At 58.9% G+C, this 18,494-nt stretch carries 23 protein-coding genes and 1 pseudogene; 22 read left to right on the top strand and 2 right to left on the bottom strand.

The genetic code is table 11. The features are described 5' to 3' along the window. Positions 1–216, bottom strand: a 216-nt coding sequence (locus H7993_RS20725; RefSeq protein WP_206683084.1) for an excisionase, incomplete at its 3' end; no start/stop codon positions are given. 55 nt (positions 217–271) lie between these two features. Next, positions 272–445 carry a hypothetical protein gene (locus H7993_RS19795; protein ID WP_185795412.1) on the bottom strand — a complete coding sequence of 58 codons (174 nt, stop codon included), beginning with the start codon at positions 443–445 and terminating at the stop codon, positions 272–274. Between the two features lie 150 nt (positions 446–595). Between H7993_RS19795 and H7993_RS19790 the strand changes: the two genes are divergently transcribed. From H7993_RS19790 to H7993_RS19685, 22 genes and pseudogenes are all read left to right on the top strand, one after another. Next, positions 596–1,180, top strand: coding sequence for a tyrosine-type recombinase/integrase (locus H7993_RS19790; RefSeq protein WP_483312748.1), 585 nt, complete (start codon positions 596–598; stop codon positions 1,178–1,180). Then, positions 1,173–1,466: a hypothetical protein gene (locus H7993_RS19785; protein ID WP_185795411.1), complete on the top strand. Its 294-nt coding sequence runs from the start codon at positions 1,173–1,175 to the stop codon at positions 1,464–1,466. The genes H7993_RS19790 and H7993_RS19785 overlap by 8 nt, the downstream gene beginning before the upstream one ends. After that, a complete protein-coding gene (locus tag H7993_RS19780) occupies positions 1,466–2,014 on the top strand; it encodes a hypothetical protein (protein WP_185795410.1) in 549 nt (182 codons plus the stop codon). The genes H7993_RS19785 and H7993_RS19780 overlap by 1 nt, the downstream gene beginning before the upstream one ends. A 161-nt stretch (positions 2,015–2,175) precedes the next feature. Further along, positions 2,176–2,484: a hypothetical protein gene (locus H7993_RS19775; protein WP_185795409.1), complete on the top strand. Its 309-nt coding sequence runs from the start codon at positions 2,176–2,178 to the stop codon at positions 2,482–2,484. A 90-nt stretch (positions 2,485–2,574) separates the two neighbouring features. After that, complete coding sequence (locus H7993_RS19770; protein ID WP_185795408.1) at positions 2,575–3,126, top strand: hypothetical protein; 552 nt, start codon at positions 2,575–2,577, stop codon at positions 3,124–3,126. Between the two features lie 240 nt (positions 3,127–3,366). Beyond that, positions 3,367–3,696 (top strand): phage holin, lambda family, encoded by a 330-nt coding sequence (locus H7993_RS19765; RefSeq protein ID WP_185795407.1) that lies wholly within the window; start codon positions 3,367–3,369, stop codon positions 3,694–3,696. Beyond that, entirely contained in the window at positions 3,693–4,091 is a 399-nt protein-coding gene (locus H7993_RS19760) for a hypothetical protein (RefSeq protein ID WP_185795406.1), read from the top strand. The genes H7993_RS19765 and H7993_RS19760 overlap by 4 nt, the downstream gene beginning before the upstream one ends. Further along, positions 4,021–4,239: a hypothetical protein gene (locus H7993_RS19755; protein WP_244647100.1), complete on the top strand. Its 219-nt coding sequence runs from the start codon at positions 4,021–4,023 to the stop codon at positions 4,237–4,239. Before H7993_RS19760 ends, H7993_RS19755 begins: the two co-directional genes overlap by 71 nt. 47 nt (positions 4,240–4,286) lie before the next feature. Next, positions 4,287–4,532 carry a hypothetical protein gene (locus tag H7993_RS19750; RefSeq protein WP_206683083.1) on the top strand — a complete coding sequence of 82 codons (246 nt, stop codon included), beginning with the start codon at positions 4,287–4,289 and terminating at the stop codon, positions 4,530–4,532. Positions 4,533–4,633: 101 nt separating this feature from the next. Further along, positions 4,634–4,975 (top strand): HNH endonuclease, encoded by a 342-nt coding sequence (locus tag H7993_RS19745; RefSeq protein ID WP_185795405.1) that lies wholly within the window; start codon positions 4,634–4,636, stop codon positions 4,973–4,975. Continuing rightward, positions 4,972–5,160 (top strand): hypothetical protein, encoded by a 189-nt coding sequence (locus H7993_RS19740; RefSeq protein ID WP_425312041.1) that lies wholly within the window; start codon positions 4,972–4,974, stop codon positions 5,158–5,160. The genes H7993_RS19745 and H7993_RS19740 overlap by 4 nt, the downstream gene beginning before the upstream one ends. Beyond that, positions 5,160–6,689 (top strand): annotated as a pseudogene (locus H7993_RS19735) (terminase large subunit); the annotation flags it as partial. The gene H7993_RS19740 and the pseudogene H7993_RS19735, both read left to right, overlap by 1 nt. A gap of 193 nt (positions 6,690–6,882) precedes the next feature. After that, entirely contained in the window at positions 6,883–7,230 is a 348-nt protein-coding gene (locus H7993_RS20775) for a hypothetical protein (protein ID WP_244647096.1), read from the top strand. Continuing rightward, a complete protein-coding gene (locus H7993_RS19725) occupies positions 7,220–7,558 on the top strand; it encodes a phage tail protein (protein ID WP_185795404.1) in 339 nt (112 codons plus the stop codon). Before H7993_RS20775 ends, H7993_RS19725 begins: the two co-directional genes overlap by 11 nt. Positions 7,559–7,565: 7 nt before the next feature. Continuing rightward, the gene (locus tag H7993_RS19720) at positions 7,566–8,315 is read left to right on the top strand and encodes a phage minor tail protein L (RefSeq protein ID WP_185795403.1); all 750 of its coding nucleotides are present in this window, start codon (positions 7,566–7,568) and stop codon (positions 8,313–8,315) included. A gap of 2 nt (positions 8,316–8,317) precedes the next feature. Further along, complete coding sequence (locus H7993_RS19715) at positions 8,318–9,079, top strand: C40 family peptidase (protein WP_185795402.1); 762 nt, start codon at positions 8,318–8,320, stop codon at positions 9,077–9,079. A 73-nt stretch (positions 9,080–9,152) separates the two neighbouring features. Then, positions 9,153–9,944: a hypothetical protein gene (locus tag H7993_RS19710; protein WP_185795401.1), complete on the top strand. Its 792-nt coding sequence runs from the start codon at positions 9,153–9,155 to the stop codon at positions 9,942–9,944. After that, complete coding sequence (locus tag H7993_RS19705) at positions 9,928–10,320, top strand: hypothetical protein (protein ID WP_185795400.1); 393 nt, start codon at positions 9,928–9,930, stop codon at positions 10,318–10,320. Before H7993_RS19710 ends, H7993_RS19705 begins: the two co-directional genes overlap by 17 nt. Positions 10,321–10,780: 460 nt before the next feature. Further along, the gene (locus tag H7993_RS19700; RefSeq protein ID WP_185795399.1) at positions 10,781–11,383 is read left to right on the top strand and encodes a tail assembly protein; all 603 of its coding nucleotides are present in this window, start codon (positions 10,781–10,783) and stop codon (positions 11,381–11,383) included. A gap of 56 nt (positions 11,384–11,439) precedes the next feature. Then, positions 11,440–17,061 carry a TipJ family phage tail tip protein gene (locus H7993_RS21020; RefSeq protein ID WP_185795398.1) on the top strand — a complete coding sequence of 1,874 codons (5,622 nt, stop codon included), beginning with the start codon at positions 11,440–11,442 and terminating at the stop codon, positions 17,059–17,061. Positions 17,062–17,298: 237 nt separating this feature from the next. Then, on the top strand, positions 17,299–18,201 hold the full coding sequence (locus H7993_RS19690; RefSeq protein ID WP_185795397.1) for a hypothetical protein: 903 nt from the start codon (positions 17,299–17,301) through the stop codon (positions 18,199–18,201). Between the two features lie 42 nt (positions 18,202–18,243). Continuing rightward, on the top strand, positions 18,244–18,471 hold the full coding sequence (locus H7993_RS19685) for a hypothetical protein (RefSeq protein ID WP_185795396.1): 228 nt from the start codon (positions 18,244–18,246) through the stop codon (positions 18,469–18,471). Positions 18,472–18,494 lie beyond the last annotated feature (23 nt).

The following is an 18,494-nucleotide window of genomic DNA, read 5'->3' as shown; positions in this document are numbered from 1 at the left end:
TGAACGTGATCTCGATGCTCGTATCGGAGACCGCCCGAACTCCCCTCCCGCCTCTACCCATTTCTCATACCCCACCACGTCGATAAGAGTCCGGCCATCCGGAGCCCTATTCCATATCTCACCGAGCCGCCAGATGCCGTCACGGATCTTGGAGCGGATCGCGTCCTCGCTATAGCCAGACTCGCTGGCGAATTTCCTGACGGTCAAATAGCGCATCTGCTTACCTCATTCCTGACGCGTCATGCTTTTGCTTGGAGGGAAATCTGTCACGTCATGCCTCGAAGCTGCCGACGATCGACGCCGGCTGTGCAAAGTGGTCGGCTAGTACCTGGCGCCCGTCAATGCCGCAGTCGGCAGCCATGGCATACACCTGACCAAACGTGGTCTCCCGGCGCTGCAAGGCCTCGTATAGAGCCAGCAGGCGAAATGCGATGGATGCATTCATGGGTACATCGCCATAGCGTGATCCAGCCAGCTGTCCAGCACCTCGGCAGCCATCGGAGGCCCCAGTCCGCACCGAACCATCGGTACGTTGGCGTCTCCCGACTGCGAGGCTCGATCACGCAGCCATTCATATCGGCGAGCGTTCGCCACTGTGGCGATCCAGTCGTCGATTCGCAGCCCACTACCCGCAGCGGACACGAAGACCAAAGCCGAACACACCTTGCCGCTGACCGCGCAGGCTCGTTCGCTCCTACAGCGGTACCGGGCAAAACAGGCGGCATCCGGGTACACCGGGCCGTTCCTGTTTCCAGGTAGCAATGGCTCGGCGCTCAGCCCCAGCAAGGCGTGCACCGTGTTCACCAGCGTGGCCAAGGGTGAGTGGTCCAGCCACGACTTGCGCAAGGTGGCGCGCACTGCCTGGACGGACCTGGGCGTGGACTACATGGTCGGCGAGCTGCTGCTCAATCACGCGATGAAGGACCTGGACGCCACCTACATCCACACCACCGCTGAGGGGCTCAAGCGTCGGGCCTTGGAGGACTGGCACCAGCACCTTGATGGGCAAGGATTCAAGGCTATTCACAGTGGGACATTACCGGGACAGGCAGATGAGGCTAACCCGTTACAAGCCATGAATGGCGCGGGCTGTAGCCCTATCGCGCATCCATCCCAAGGGAGGATGCAAAACCAATGCACGAAGGGCGAAGCGCCCAGCCAGGAGACCGGCAATGAGTAGAGTATCTGCGGCACTGCCGCGCAAAAGCCTGCAGGAGCATGAGCGCAAATTCCTCAAGCTGGCCGGCCAGCATTTGGCGGACGAGAAGGGTGGAGCCGCTGCCATGGCCGATCTGCTGGATATCGTCGCCAGCTGGCACGCACTGCGCACCGACATCGAATTCGGCGACTACTGCAAGCGCTGGGTTACTGAGGGCAATGCCAAGACCGTCACCTCTGAAAAGTTGCTCCGCAACCTGCTGGGGCTGGACCAACCACCGCCTCGACGCATTCGGAGGGCTGCTTGATGACGGTTTACCGCGATGTCGAACACGGCGTGGTACGCGCGATGACACTGGATGCCATTTCGCTGCACAAGGGCGCAGCCTGGCAGAACAAGTACAAGCCTGATGGCTGGCACCCGGGCAAGAGCGACAACCCGTGCCCGCTGGACCGCATGGAGCAACTGGCCCAGGACACGATGACCAGGGCTTTGATCCGCCGGGTGCTGTCGCCTCTGCACTGGAACCTCTTGGTGGCCTTCTACACCGTGTCGAACACGGCAGGGCTGCAGCAGGAACGGGCTCAGGCAATCCAGCATCTGGCCAGGGTGGCCCCGGGCAAGTCCCATACGCTGTTCCGCTTCAAGTGCGTCACTGCTTGGGCCGTGGAGACGCTGCCCGACGGGTTCATGCTCCTGCACACATGGGACAACCTGGACAACCCCACGCCAGAGAAGACCTTGTACCGGTGGCGATTAGATATGCGCCGTTGGCTGCGTGAAGAAATGGACAAGGCCTTCCATTCGGCAGGCATTGTCTTGGGTGAAGCGGGGCTAATTGCACAGGCTGCTTGATTTCTTGAGAAAATGAGAATCTAATTACCCACATTGCCATTCTGCGTCTACAGGATGAGCAAAGAAGGCCCGACCATTGTGTCGGGCTTTTTTGTGCTCTCGTATTATGATATTTCTCTGAGCCCGGGCAGGATCTGCTCCGGATAATCAGGGAGATAGACGTGACTGAGAATGTGTTGAGTATCCTGTTGGACTTATTCGAGCAGGCGGATGCGCAGGGGCATTCTGAGGGCGCTAACGCGACGTCTTTTTATAGTCGGGAGTCGGCATACGCGCAAAGCCTCAAGGATGGTGTGATTTACGACTCGACCGTAAACGGACTAATTCAGTCCCAGTTTGAGCGAGTGACCGGCATCACATCCGCCGGCCGAGCTGCTTACCAGGAGTTGCTGAAACTTCGGGAAGTGGATCAGGGTGGGGTGTTGGCTGGCAAGCTGGCAAGCGCGTTCATTCCGCAACGCGCGCACTGAATTCAGGAGTCGTCACCGAGCCCAGCATAGCCGCTGGGCTTTTTTATGACTGATTTCTGTGGTCTCTTTGCGAGTCAAGGAGAAAAAAGAATGAAAATTTATTACCACGCCGACCGTAATTCTTCATTGAGGCCAGGCCAACAACTTTTTGAGGATCACCGGGGACTTTCTGTTTTTGGCTCAGAGTACTGGTCGCACATTCAAAGCAAACCGCCAGCGAACGCCTCCCACGCCGTGATCAGGGAGTACTGTGCCGAACAAGCTCTCAGGCTCGTGGGATTTCACTGGTCTCGAAGCTGCTGTTTATTTGCGGCTGAAACAATCGATGAGGCAATTGCGTTCGCGCGATCCATCCTTCCCGTTCCAGATCATCCGATTCACATTTACGCAGTTTTTGGCGAGAGAGCATCGCGACACGACATGACGTGGTTGGATTATCGCGCGGAAATAGGCCTGCTGATTGACTACTGCTGTGCATATTGGAGAGGTGAAGCCTCTAATCATCAACCTTCGGAAGGTCCGCGTAAGCCTCCTCAATGGGAGGTGCTACTGCCGCTCCCCGTCAAGGTTCTCCATCGCGTGGCCACTGTTGATCTGCGTTCTTCCCCACATCCGCCCAGTAACCAAGGTCCAATCCGCTGACTTAACCTATGCTGATAGGCCCGTGGCCAAGATTGCCCCATGCAGCTTTTGGGGACTCATGCAAACAACTCACGTTAAGCAGACGAATGCGCAGGCTGATGCGCAGAGCCGTGCACGGGCTATAAACCTGCACAACCCGGCCGATCAGCACCGGGCGTCTGCACCTATTTCGAGCCCTGGCAATCGCCGGGGCTTTTCGTATCTTGCTCCCCAGCGTGGGGAGGCATTCGGATTTCAATCATGCCAGAGAAAGACCCTGACCTCTGGGCCCAGGTATGGCTGCACCTGCGCCTGTACCTGAGCAACCCTCTCTGGCAAGGAGCGATCATGGCAACGGTTATTTCTGGGCTTCGTGTGTTGTACGAGGCCAAAGAGACCAGCAAGCGCCGCATCCTGCTGGAGTCGCTGATCTGTGGTGGGCTGAGCCTGTCCGCGAGCAGCGTGATCGAGTGGATGGAGTGGCCGTCGAGCTTGTCCGTTGCCGCCGGCGGTGCGATCGGCTTTGTCGGTGTGACCGTCATCCGCGAAATGATCGTGAAGTTTCTCGGCCGCAAGGCGGACGGCCTATGAACCTGCTCAAAAGCATTGCCGCTGCACTGATCATCGCTTTGGTAGCCGCACTGCTCATTGCCATCCAGCAGTACCGCGTGATCGCGCTGGAAGGGCAGGTGACGTTGCAGACACGAGCGGCCAAGGATGCTACCGAAGCCAACACCGAAAGCTTGAAGACCATCACCACGCTCCAGGCCGAGGCCAAGCGTAACGCCAACTACCTGGCCGACCTGCAGCAGCGCCTCAAGGCCAGCGAAGACAAGGCCCGTCAAGCGAGGAAGGACTTTGAAGACCTCAAGCGTAAGAGCCCGGCTGTTCGCAAGTGGGCTGATCAGCCTTTGCCTGACGGCCTGCGCGGCAAGCCCGCAGCCAGCGCCGGGAAAGACGACAGCCGTGCGAGTCGAAGCCCCTGAAATGGTGCCCTGCGAGCGGGTCAACGATAGCGACGAAGAACTCGCACTGAACGGTGACCTTTGGGCACTAAAGGATCGAGCGGTCAACCTGCTCGATACCTGTGCCGACCAGGTGGACGCTCAGATCAAACGCAGCCAGACCAAGTAGGCCGCGCCACAAACTCACATCCGCCACTTTGTGGCGCGGAGCCGATCATGGAGCTGGTACTGAAGCAGATCGCATCGCAAATCGACGTCACCACCATGAAAGATCCCGAGCCTCGGTTCATCCCAGGTGAGACGGACAAACAATCGCCGTTCGCCCTCTACACCGATAGCGGCGAAATGTTGCCCTGTCAGGTGAGCACTGCGTTGGTCAGCGATGCCGGTGGTTTCGCCCAACTCACCGTCGTGTTCACTGTCGACGGCGACAATCTCCGCGTCCAAGGCCATGGCCTGTAGTGGATGCGCCGCCCGGCGCGCTCGGGCTAACCGGTGGGCACGTGAAGCCATAGCCAGAGCAAGCACCTGGTTGCAGACGTCCAAGCCTCAGGAACCCATCGATGACCAGGCTCAACACCCTCAAGGATCGAGTGAAGACACAACCCGACCGGATCGGGACGATTGACCCGAACTCATGGCGCGCGACCAAGACCACTGCTCACCAGCGTGGGTACGGCTACAAGTGGCAGAAGGCACGAGAAGGCTGGCTCAACGCTCACCCCCTGTGTGCCTACTGCGAGAAGCAGGGCAGGATCACGTCAGGCGTAGTGGTCGACCACATCGAGCCGCACCGAGGCGACATGGGGCTGTTCAAGCCGCTGAAGAGCAGCCAGACGCGGGCTTCGATCTGTCGAAGGCCCTGCGGTTTTCTGATCCGAAGGATTTCCTGCTGGCGACGATGAATGACTTCGAGGCCGAGGCCAAGCTGCGCGTTGATGCTGCCAAGGCGCTGATGCCCTTCCTCCATTCGCGTAAAGCCGAGGGTGGGAAGAAGGACGCCGCCAAGGACGCCGCGGATAAAGCAGCGGCCGGTAGGTTCGGCGTTCGCCAACCGCCCAAGCTCACTGCCGTGAAGGGTGGTAAGTGATGAAGTGGAGCACGGCATGTATCGACTGGGAGCGCCGCATCGTTGCCAGGGAGTCGTTGATCCCGAGCGGACCGCTGTTCCCTGATCAATCGGCAGAAGCCCTGGAGGTGTTCGGTTCGTTGCGCATGGTGGACGCCACTGGCAGCCCTCTGATGAGCGAAACGGTCCGGGAATGGGTGAATGAGTTCGTCGGCGCCATCTTCGGCGCGTACGATCCAGACGAGGGTCGGCGCAAAATTCAAGAATTCATGCTGCTCATCAGCAAGAAGAACGGCAAGTCGACGATCGCCGCCGGCATCATGCTAACGGCCCTCATCCTCAACTGGCGGCCATCGGGCGAGTTCATCATCCTGGCGCCGACCAAAGAGATTGCCGACAACTCCTACTTGCCGATCAGGGACATGATCAATGCTGATGAGGACCTGCAGGCACTCATCCAGGTCCAGAACCACACCCGGACCGTCACCCATCGCCAAACAAACGCCACCCTGAAAGTGGTTGCCGCCGACAACGACACGGTGTCCGGCAAGAAGGCGATCGGCATCTTCATCGACGAGCTCTGGGTCTTCGGCAAGCGTCACGGCGCCGAAGCCATGCTGCGCGAGGCAACTGGTGGCCTGGCTTCTCGGCCTGAAGGTTTCATCATCTACGCCACCACACAGTCGGACGAGCCGCCAGCTGGCGTGTTTCGGCAAAAGCTCATGTACGCACGCAAAGTGCGCGACGGCGAGATTGACGACCCATCTTTCCTGCCGGTGCTATACGAGTTCCCCAAGCACATGCTGGACGCTGGTGATCATCGTATTTTCTCGAACGCCTACATCACGAACCCCAATCTGGGACTTTCAGTCGATGAGCCATTCATCGAGCGCGGTTATGCGCAGGCCCAGCTGGATGGCGAAGTGTCGTTTCTGGGGTTCTTGGCGAAGCACCTGAATGTCGAAATTGGTCTGGCGCTGCGCTCAGACCGGTGGGCAGGCGCGGATTTCTGGGAACGACAAGGTAAGTACCCCGGAATCACCCTGGACTATCTGCTCGAGCACGCTGAGGTGATCGACCTCGGCATTGACGGTGGCGGGCTCGACGATCTGCTGGGGCTCTCGGCCGTCGGCCGCGACAAGGTCACCAAAGAATGGCTGCTCTGGACCCGAGCCTGGGCGCATCCGTCCGTGCTCGAGCGCCGCAAGGCCGAAGCGCCTCGGCTGCACGACTTCGCGAAGGATGGACACCTGGTGCTGGTCGACGAGATCGGCGATGACCTGGAAGAAGTAGCCGAGATCGCAGCAAGGGTCGAGAAAGCCGGTCTGCTCGATCAGATCGGCGTGGATCCGGCCGGTATCGGGGGCGTCCTGGATGCATTGGTCGCCGCCGGCGTTCCTCAGGACAAGGTGATCGGCATATCGCAAGGCTGGAAGCTCGGCGGGGCCATCAAAACCTCTGAACGCAAGCTTGCCGAGGGCGTTTTGGTCCACGGCGGCCAGCCCATGATGGCCTGGTGCTGCGGCAAACTTCGCACTCACCGGCAAGGCATCGTTCGCGGACTTAACAAAGTCCGTGCTCGCGGACACGGCACGCATAGCGGCTCGCCAAGCAACCAGTGGGCTGCTCAACCTGGGTGTCAGTGCCATCAGCTCATACTTCAGCGGCGGGACCACAGCTGGCGCAACCCAGGCCGACTACACAGGTAAGGATTTCTCGACCTGGGTATCCGGCCAGCGTGCGGTGGGCGGCCTGGTATCGCCGAACTCGCTCTACCAAGTGAACGAGCGCGGACCTGAGCTGCTGAATCAAGATGGTAAGAGCTATCTGATGATGGGCGCCTCAGGCGGCAGCATTACGCCACTGGGCAGCGGCGGTGGTGGTCTCGGCGGAGCTTCTTCTGCAGGCACACAGGTGCTCATCCAGCAGAGCATCAGCGTGCCCGCCCAAGATGGAGGAACCACGTCCTCGCAAGACATGAAAGCAGTTGGCCAAGCCTATGCCGACACGGCCAAGCGCGGCGCGCAAGACGCGATCGCGAAAGAGCTGCTGCCCGGCGGATCCATTTGGAGAGCAGTAAATGGCCGTTGAAGAGTTCACCTGGTGCGCCAGGATCGATGGAACGAGTACGCCGGAATACCGGGTCAGGACGAGCAAGTTTGGCGACGGCTACGAGCAGGTGGCTGGCGACGGACTGAACAATCGTTCCGACTCTTGGGCCCTGACGTTTGCCGTCGGCGAAAAGGCGGCGCTGGAGATCAAGGCCTTCCTCGATCGCCACGGTGGGTTCAAGTCATTCCTATGGACACCGCCCCTCGGCGAGCTCGGTTTCTACCGATCAACAGCGCCGACCGTGACCTCCCACGGCGCAGACCGCTACACCCTGACCGCCACATTCACCACCGCCTTCCAGCCGTAGGTTTTCCATGTCACTGATTACACAGATCCAGACCCTTGAGCCTGGTAGCGAAATCCTGCTGTTCGAACTGGACGGTTCTGATTACGGCGCCGACATCCTCCGCTTCCACGGCCATGCCATACCGCACACTGCCGAGGAACTGCGTGCCGCCGGTGCTGATGCTGACCAGCTTCCTGCCAAGGCTCTCTGGTGGCAGGGCGAAGAATACGGTGCCTGGCCCATGCAGATCGACGGGATCGAGGCGAACGGCGACGGTACGGCGGTGCGGCCAACTCTGTCGGTCGGCAACGTCAACGGCCGCATCACTGCGCTGTGCCTGGCGTTTGAGGACCTTCTCGAGTTCAAGCTCACCATGCGACATACGCTGGGCAAGTACCTGGACGCTCAGAATTTCCCCGGCGGCAACCCGGAGGCTGATCCCAGCGACGAATCCATTGAGGTCTGGTACATCGACCAGAAGACCAACGAAGACGGCGAGACCGTCTCATGGGATCTGGCCAGCCCGGGCGATGTCGGCGGCGTGACCATCGGCAGGCAGATGACGACCTTGTGCCACTGGTGCATGACCGGCGGCTACCGAGGTCCGAACTGCGGCTATACAGGCCCGTACGTCGACAAGGACGGCAACCGGACCGACAACCCGGAACTTGACGAATGTGACGCCACACTGGGCCGCGGCTGCGTTCCACGGTTCGGTGAAGGTAACGAACTTCCTTTCGGTGGGTTTCCCGCCGTATCACTGATTGCCAGGAGCTGACCATGCGCAAGCACATCTTGGCATCGATCCAGGCCCACACTGCTCAGGCCTATCCACACGAGTGCTGCGGCCTGCTACTGGCGATCGGGCGCAAGCATGTCTATCTACCCTGCGAGAACATAGCAACGGACCCCACCGAAGAGTTCCGCATCGCGCCGGAAGCGTTCGCTGCAGCAGAGGACCAAGGCGAGGTCATCGGTATTGTTCACTCACACCCGGACGCGACGAGCCGACCGTCACCGCGCGATCTGGCCATGTGCGAGGCCACTGAGCTTCCCTGGCACATTTTGTCGTGGCCTGAGGGCGACCTGCGCACCATCGTGCCGACGGGCAATACCCCCTTGTTAGGGCGACCTTTCGTCCACGGCGCCTGGGACTGCTGGCAGGTTTGCGCCGATTGGTACAAGCGCGAGATGGGCCTCGAGTTTCCCGCTTTCGAGCGGCAGGACGGCTGGTGGGAAGATGCCGCCGGTCCGAGCCTCTATGAGCAGGCATACCAAGCAGCCGGATTCGACCGCGTAAGCGTGCCGCAGCGCGGCGACATGATCGTCATGGCGGTGGGGCGCACCGCGCATCCGAACCACGCCGGTATCTATCTCGGCGCAGATCCGTCGCTACCGGGGGAAGCGAGCGGTGTGCACGGACAAGGACCGTTCTTGCTGCATCATCTGTACGGCCGGCCCTCTGAAATCATTGTCTTCGGCGGGCCTTGGTTAGACCGGAGTCGAATGATCCTCAGGCAACATGGTTATCATCCCGCGTAGAGATACGCCTTGCATCGATACAGCTCTGGCAACTGTTGTGATAGATTCGGATGAATCGGAAAGGATGAGCAGGATGCCACAACCAAAATCAAATATCGGAGAGCTGTTCAGCGAGCGCCAGTCTATAAAAGACCGCTTGGCCGAGACATGTACGGTAGACGAAGTGTCTATCGAACGCTTGAAGAGACGCTTTCGTGAAGCCTTACGAAATTTGGCGCTAAGCGTAGCCCAGCAAGCCGCTGTTTATCATGAGTTGGCATGTCTGGCTGGATTTCAAGGGCGCTATCATGAGGTGATATCTAACATGAACCGCTCCAAAGAACTTGGTATGGATCCTATTGCTGTGGGTTTCTCGAGTGCATATTTGGCGTTGCTAAATGGCCGTGTGTTAGATGCAAGGAAAGTCATCGAGGAACTTAAAGAATTCGTCACAGAGGAAAACATTCCGCTTCTGCGTGCGCAACAGGCTCAGGTAGGCATGCTGGGAGATTTCATGGCTAATGAGATAATCAATGATGACTTCCAGAGGGAGGCGCTTGAGGTTAAGGCGGTAATCGAACGCCTCGGTGTAAGTGATATTGAGATCACAAAAAGGCTGGATGCAGCATGTCAACTGATTAGATCAAAGATCAATCATCCCCTTATTGCCTACAAGCTATTTGCTAAAGGCGAGGAGGGTATCCTCTATCGATTCATGGTAAAAGCCCCCGCAAGCGAACTTGTAGCTTTGAATGAGCAGATATTGGACGTGCTTCTAGAACGTTTTGACAACGAGATTGATAACGAAATCTCAATAATGGTAACTCCCTGGACGGCTAGTTATCACCAAATTTCCGAGGAGGCTTATCGTGTCGGTGTCAGCTGAGGATTTTCTGTCCCAAAGTGGAACATTATGTGAATCCGCTGATGAAATCGCTTTTCGATCATCTATAAGTCGTGGGTACTATGCCGCATACCATAAAGCAGAGATTGCCGCACAAGATTTGCAGCTACCTGTAATAAAGAGAGTTGACGGTGGCGTGCATGAGCAGCTCATTCGTAGATTTGAAGGGGTAGGTCCTGGCTTAAGAAAAATTGCTCGCAGACTGCGTGATCGAAAGAGGTTGAGAGCTATGGCTGACTATCAACTAAGTGAAGAGGTGTCACGCGAGGAAGCTCAGCTCAATCTTCTTGAAGTGACGAGGCTGATGAGTGATCTTGATAGAATTAGATGCAGCTCGACCACAACTGCTAAAAGCTAACTTGGCGTCTAGCTTGTCGTTTGAAAAATATATATTTGTATAGTGAGGGATCAGCATGCGACTTTTGATTGCGGCGGCGGTGCTTGTGGGGCTGGCGGGTTGTTCAAGCGTTGCAGATGTCCGCAGCACCCCACCATTGCTCGTCATCAAATCAAGCGTGCCTGCCGAGCAGGTCGCTGAGTGTATCCGTGACGGGTGGCAGTCCACCAAGGTTGTGGGAGGATCTATCGGAGGGGTTTTGCAGAAGTCTGGTCCTCGATACTCAGTAGTGGCCAGCCCTGAGATTCCATGGCATGTGGTAGACGTAGATTCGTCCCAATCTGGATCAATAGTGACGTATCACTTTTATCGGACCTGGCAGGCACCGCCGGCTCAGGTGGAGCAAGTCATTCGGTCATGTGCCGGCTGACATAGTCAATTCAGAAACCGCCTCCGGGCGGTTTTTTTATGGGATAACCACATGATATCTACCGCAGCTCACTACACGCCACTGACGACGGTTCGGCTCTACGGTCCTTTGCGTAGATTCGGCAAGTCCTATCGGCTCGCTGTTTCTTCTCCACTGGAGGCCATCAAAGCCCTTGCCGTGCAGATACCGGGCTTTGAGAAATTCTTTCTGGACTCAAAGCTCAACGGTCTCGAGTTTGCGATCTTTCGAGGCAAGAAGAATCTGGGCGAAAAGGAGGTCGGGCGCAACGGCCAAGGCGAGATCATCATCGCGCCGGTGATCAGGGGCAGCAAACGAGCCGGCATTCTGCAGACGGTGGTGGGCGTTGCACTGATCGCCCTCGCATGGTGGAACCCGCTGGGTTGGTCCGCTGCTACGGCTATGGCTGTAGGCAGTGCAGGTATCGCGAATGCCGCCGGCGGCGTCATCCAACTGCTAAGTCCGCAAGCCTCAGGATTGCGCACCAGCGCCTCCCCAGAAAACCGACCGTCCTACGCTTTCGGCAGTGCACGAAACACGACCGCCAGCGGCAACAACGTCCCGATCTGCATCGGCAAGCGCCGCTGGGGTGGGGCGATCATTTCGGCGTCCATCTTGGCCGAAGACAAGACCTGATTAACACGAATGATCACGACCCGCTCCGGCGGGTTTTTTTATGCCTGGAGAAAAGCATGGGCGCAGCAACACGCATCGATATCCACGGCGCCAAAGGCGGTGAATCCAGCCCTAAGCAGCCCACCGAGGCCGCCGATAGCCTGCGCTCCACGAACTTGGCAAAGATCCTCATCGCTGTGGGAGAAGGTGAATTCGATGGCACTCCCACCGCGCGCGATATCTACCTCGATAACACGCCAATCGCTGACGCCAGTGGAAACATCAACTTCCCCAACGTGAAATGGGAATGGCGCCCAGGCAGCGTCGATCAGAGCTACATCCCAGGCATTCCTTCAGTCGAGAACGAGACGACCGTCAATGTCGAGTTGCGCAGCGACAACGCCTGGATCCGCTCGCTGACCAACACCCAGCTTTCAGCTGTGCGCGTGCGGCTGGCCTGGCCAGCGCTCCAGCGCCAGGACGACGAGGGTAATGTCGGCGGGTACCGCATCGACTATGCCGTAGATGTGGCCACCGACGGTGGCGCCTACCAGGTGATGCTGACTGACGCAGTGGACGGTAAGACAACCACCCGATATGAGCGCTCGCGCCGCATTGATTTGCCCAAAGCGACGTCCGGCTGGCAGTTGCGCATCCGCCGACTGACACCGAACCAGAACACCAACAAGATCGCCGATACCATGCTGGTGGCGGGTTATACGGAAGTCATCGACGAGAAGCTTAGGTACCCGAACACAGCCCTGCTGTACGTGGAACTCGACGCCGAGCAGTTCACCAATATTCCTGCGGTTACGGTCGACTGCAATGGGCGCAAATGGCAGGTGCCTAGTAACTATGACCCTGTAGCCCGCACCTACAGCGGCATCTGGGACGGCACGTTCAAGCAAGCCTGGACCAACAACCCGGCCTGGGCCACGTTTGGGATCTGCACGGAGGATCGTTTCGGGCTGGGCAAGCGTATCAAGCCGTGGATGGTTGATAAGTGGGAGCTTTACCGCATCGCCCAGTACTGCGACCAGATGATCGACAATGGTGTGGGCGGCCTCGAGCCGCGCTTCCTGTGTGACTTCAACCTGCAGGGTAAGACCGACGCTTGGTCGCTGCTGCGCGACATCTCGGCCATCTACCGCGGAATGACCTATTGGGCTCAGGGCCAACTGCTGATGCAGGCAGACATGCCACGCGCGCAGGACTTCGACTACGTCTTCACCCGCGCCAACGTCATCGATGGCAAATTTCAGTACGGCAGCGCCTCGGCGAAGACCCGGTACACCCGCGCCTTGGTCAGCTACGACAACCCGGCCAACAACTACGACACCGACGTGATCGCCTACGCTGATACCGCACTGCAGCGCCGCTTTGGCGATAAGCCCACCGAGATCAGCGCAATCGGGTGCACGCGTGCGTCTGAAGCCCAGCGGCGCGCCAAATGGGTGGTGCTGAGCAACAGCCTTGATCGTACCGTGTCGCTCAAGACCGGCATGGAAGGGCGCATACCGCTGCCTGGCTTCATTATTCCGATTGCCGACTCACTGCTGGCGGGCCGTGAGATCGGTGGACGCATTTCCGCGTCGACCGCGCGCATGGTGACGCTTGATCGAGACACCCAGGCCAAAGCCGGCGATCGGCTCATCATCAACCTGCCCAGTGGCAAGGCTGAGGGCCGCACCGTACAGTCCGTGCGCGGCCGTGCTATCACCGTGACGGCCGACTACAGCGAACTACCGGTTGCGCATCTGCAATGGGCGCTGGATGCCGATGACTTGGCCATTCCGCTGTATCGCGTGCTGAAGGTCCGCCGCACCACTGAGGGCGACTACGAGATCAGCGCCCTGCAATACGAACCGAGCAAGTTCGCTGCCATCGACAGCGGGGCACGGCTGGAAGAACGGCCAATCAGCGTTATCCCGGTGACCACAGTTCAGCCGCCGGCGAGCGTTACGCTGACGTCGCATTCAGCGATTGATCAGGGAATTGCAATCAACACCATGACCATCGAGTGGCCGGCAGTCTCCGGCGCTGTGGCCTATGACGTGGAATGGCGCAAGGACAACGGGAACTGGATCAAGGTGCTGCGCACCGCCGCGACCAGCGTCGACATCACCGGTATCTATGCTGGCGCCTACCTGGCGCGCGTGCGGGCCGTGAGCGCATTCGACATCTCGTCGATCTGGCGCAGCTCGATGCTGACGAATATGACCGGCAAGGTCGGCCTGCCGCCGGCGGTAACCTCGATCACCACCGAGAGCCTGCTGTTCGGCATCGGCGTGCATTGGACCTTCCCGCCAGGCGCGGAAGACACCCAGCGCACCGAGCTCTGGTACAGCCCGGGTACCGACGTGACTGCGGCAACAAAGCTGTCCGATCTGGCGTACCCACAAAGCGACTACGTGCTGCAGAACCTGCGCGCGGGCGCTGCTTTCTTCTTCTGGGCGCGCCTGGTGGATCGTACCGGCAACCTCGGCCCGTTCTACCCAGCCGGCGTGGGCGTGCGTGGTGAGGCCAGCAGCGATGCTGGCGCCATTCTCGACCAGATCGCTGGCCAGGTCGGCGAGTCCGCACTGGGCAAGGAGCTGGCGGCCGAGATCGAGCTGATCAGTGGCAACGGACCTGATTCCGTGAATGAGCGTCTGCAAGAAGCCAAGAGTCTGCTCGCCGAGCAGATCGCTGCTGTCGACACTGAATTGGAAGGCGTGAGGACCGAGCTGCAAGGGCAGATTGACGCGATCGCCGATCTTGCCGACTCGATGCCGTACAAGCCCGACCAGATTTACGCCGCGGGGCAGGGCGTGCTGGGCGCCGATGGCGTCATCTACCAAGCCATCAAGGCGGTGCCGGTCAATATGCCGCCACCGAACACCACGTACTGGCTGAACGTGGGGCAGGCCGTGGCCACCGCGAACGGCCTCGCCGCGCGCGTGCAGACGGTTGAGACGAAGGTAACCTCGGCCGAAGGGGTGAACACCGCCCAGGCGCAGCAGATTACCGGGTTGCGCACCGACGTGGACGGCAAGGCATCGGCGAGCAGCGTGCAGAGCATCGGCAACCGGGTGACCACTGCTGAGAACTCGCTTTCAAGCCAGGGGTCGGCCATCACCGGCTTGAACAACAGCCTGACCACTACGAACACCACCGTCAGCACTGCTCAGACGGCCGCAAACAACGCAGCCGCGCTGGCCGGGAGCAAAGGCAAGGTGATGGTGCAGACGGCGGCGCCGGCGGCTGCGGACCAGCTGGCGCAGAACCTCTGGATAGACATCACCGGCGGGGCTAACACGCCCAAACGTTGGAATGGCTCAGCCTGGGCGGCGGTTACCGACAAGGTGGCAACGGATGCGGCGAATGCTGCAGCCAGTGCGTTGACCCAGGTGCAGACCAAGGCCGACGCGAGCACCGTGGCGGCGTTGACCAACCGGGTCAGCGCCACAGAGGGCGCTGTCACATCTGCCAGCAACAACATCGTCAGTCTGACCAATAGCTTGTCGCTGGCAGGGGGTGAAAACCTGCTATTCAACCCATCGTTCGACAGACTGATCGAGGGGAGCACCACGACGCCGGACGGCTGGGCATTCTCCGTGCCTGCTGGTCCTGCGTGGTCATCTACCTCAGTGCCGTCCACGCTCGACTTGGCTGGCCGGGCGCAGCGGATTGAAGTTTCAGCCATGACCACGTCTACCTATGTGGACATTACGCCCCAGATTCCTAAACGGCCTGCAGTACCCGGTGGTCAGGTAGTGACGCTCTCCGCCAACGTTCGAGGGACACCTGGCTTGGGGTTTCAGCTGTACATGCAGCACAGGAACGCGGCGGGCGCCGTGCTGGCGACCACGTCCCAGAACATCACGGTGTTGTCGGAAGCATGGCAGCGGGTCCCGCTCACCAGCGACCCGTTGCCTGCCGGTACCGCCAGCTCCACGCCATTGCTGCGTGTCCGTCCGAACGCCGCCGGCACCATCACTGCCGGTTTCGCAGAGATCGACAATGCCCAGTTCGAGATTGGGGCCCAGATGACCGGGTGGCGCGACAATGGAAAGGTGCTGGCGTCGGACCAGCTGGCAACTTCCGGGGCGGTATCGTCCTTGTCCAGCACCGTGGCGCAGCAAGGTGCCGCCATCACCAGCGCCAGCAACAACATCGTCAGCCTGAACAATAATCTGGGCATGAGCGGAGGTGAAAACCTCCTCTACAACCCGGATTTCGTCCGAGTAGGCGCCGGAAATGTTGCGGAAGGGTGGATCGGCGAGGGGCCAGCGGCCCCTGGGGCGTCGACGGCTGTGTGGTCGATGGTCACGTCGTTCATGAATTCCGGGGAGATGGCCCAGCGGATGACCGTCACCGGGCTGAATATCAGCTCGCTGTACCGGTCCATCCGGACGGCTACGGATCGGCTTGCCAGGATTGCCGGTGGGCAGGGTTTTGTGACGTCGGCATACGTTCGCGGCACGGCGAACCTGGGGTTCCGCATCTTCGTGCAGCAGCTCAATGCCGCGCAGCAGGTGCTGACTACGACCAACACGATCATGTACTACCTTACGGACGCCCCGCAGCGCATCGCCTTGGCAACGCCAAACCCTGCGGCAGGTGCGGTCTATGCCCACGTGTACCTGCGTGTGTATGGCAGTGAAGCCGTGAGCGATGGTTTCATCGATATCGCGCGCCCGCAGCTTGAGTACGGCAACGTGGCCACTGGGTGGAGGAACAACGGTCAGGCAGCAGCAGCCACGCAGTCAGCGACGTCTACCGCTCTGGGGTCACTCACTTCCGTAGTTGGCCAGCAGGGCACCTCGCTCAGCAGCGTGTCTGGCAGGACAACCCTCCTCGAGAATGCGGTCAACAGCACGACAAACGGCTTAGGCACGAAGGCCAGCGCGTCGGCTGTAGACACACTGACCAATCGTGTCACTGCAGCCGAAGGCGTCAACAAGAGCCAGAGCACCAGTATCACAGATCTTAACAACGGCGTTTCGACGCTACAGGGCAACCTGAGCGCGACGAGCCGCGCGTTGAACTCGCTTTCGTCGGAGGTCACGCAACAGGGTGACAAGCTGACTGCGCAGGCCAAACAGGTCACCAATCTGAGCGCATACGTCGGAGACGTAGCGTCGGTTTTGAGCAATGAAACCACCGCCCGCGCGAATAGTGACCAGGCCCTGGGCCAACGGATCGATACTGTCCAGTCCACTCTAGGGGATACCAGAGCTTCCGTTCAGCAGACAGCCACTGCGCTTGCCGGGTTGAATGGCAAAGTGGAAGCTCAGTATTCCGTCAAAGTGATGACAACAAGCGGCGGGATGAAGGTCGCTGCAGGCTTCGGCATTGGCCTTGAAAGCGAAGGCGGGGTGACCCAGGGAACGTTTGCTGTCAGTGCTGACAGGTTCGTAGTACTGCCATCGAATTTAAGTGGTGCGTTGACATCTCCCTTTGCGGTGGAAAATGGCCAGGTCTTTCTAGCCGACGCCTATCTTAAAAAAGCCACGATCCAGCAAGGCATCGTAGGGCAGTCTCTGTACTCGCAAACATTCACAAACTACGGTACTCCGGTGATGAACGTTGATTTCAACGCTGGGCAGATTCTCATTCAAAACAAGACAACCAACGGCGCCTACATGTTCATTCGACAGGATGGGATATTCATGGTGCAGAACGGCGTGGTTGTAGTGGAGCTAAGTATGGGGTAATCACATAATGGCTGGCTTGATTCTTCGCAATCCTGCAAATGGGCAAGAGATTCTAAACATGACTGGCAATTACAGTCAGGATTTAGGCTCGGTCATAACAAATGGCAACAACGGATCAGTGAGCATTCCGTCACCGCCAGCTGGTAAAACGTTGTTCTATAGCATTTTGCCGCTGGTCGATCTGCAGAGGGAAAAGGGCAAGCGCCCAGGAGTTACCATTTCAGGGAATACGCTCTCATGGACGTATTCATACAACACAAACGGTTGGGGGTTTTTTTCGGCAAACTGCCGAATCGCCTATGGGTACCTCTGATGGCTGGACTTAAAGTCAGGAAGCTAGACGGCACCATTTTGCTCGACAGCGAAAAAATCACATACGGCCTGGTCAAAAGCGGGTATCTGACGCAGGGTGAGATATGGCCAAGGAAACGCATACGCTCCCTTAATCTTGACCCGTCCCAAGGGACAAGCTGGGCCGATGATGCACCAGGCAGCGGGGATCAGCAGTGGACCTTTACGGTGCCTGACTGCGTAGCGCCCATGCTGTTTCTCGTAGGTGACGGTTGCCTGAATGGCGTCAGCGCCTCGGGCAATACCAGAACGTACATCTTCGGAAACGCTTCCGCGTCGACGAAGGTATATGCGTTTGACCAGATGCGCGAAATGGGATCTGGTCCCAGGCTGCGTTGCCGAAATGTTGCAACCGGCGCTATTACGTTCAACTCATATATGGTGCCGCTAAACGTTATCGCTCAAGTGACGCCGCCGGGACCAGGCACGCAACAAGGAAGTTCGTATTTGACCGCCTATGCAGGCGGCAACAATGAATTGATCAAAGGGACTTATCCCTCAATTCAGTATTCAAAAGTTCGCATACCGCTGGGAGGAGAAGAGTATGCAGTGCATCTGCCATTTAGCCGCAACGCCGCTGTGGTAGATAATAGTAGCTCGCTGGGCTATAGCGTAATTGAAGGTGCTGGTGGTTATGTCGGGGGGGTTCAATTCATGTTTGGACCCGCCGGCGGCTCACCCTCTACTCAGGCGGGCGGCCAACTCGTCGGATATTATGCGATGGTCTTTGATCGGATGCCTGTCGCGTTGGTAACACGCACATCAAACCTGCCATTTCCTTTCAATTAAATACCTGGCCGTCATTGAGCGGCCTTCATCTGGAGATACACCATGCCTTACATCGTCATCAACGGTGCGAACTCGTACGACCCCAACAACCAAGTGGAATACGCCACCGAAGCCGAAGCGGACGCCAAAGCGCGGGAGATCCTGCAGTCCTTCCCCCAGTCGTCGATCCGCACCGCGCAGCTGCTCTCCAGCTACAGCGCCAAAGTGACGATCAGCAGCAAGGCCGTGCCGGAGCCTTCAGCACCGGCCGAATCGCCCACTGCTGAGTAAAACCCAACAGTCCACATGCCCGC

This window comes from Pseudomonas baltica (assembly GCF_014235765.1).
Taxonomy (GTDB): Bacteria; Pseudomonadota; Gammaproteobacteria; order Pseudomonadales; family Pseudomonadaceae; genus Aquipseudomonas; species Aquipseudomonas baltica.
This window is presented reverse-complemented; position numbering and strand designations above follow the sequence as displayed.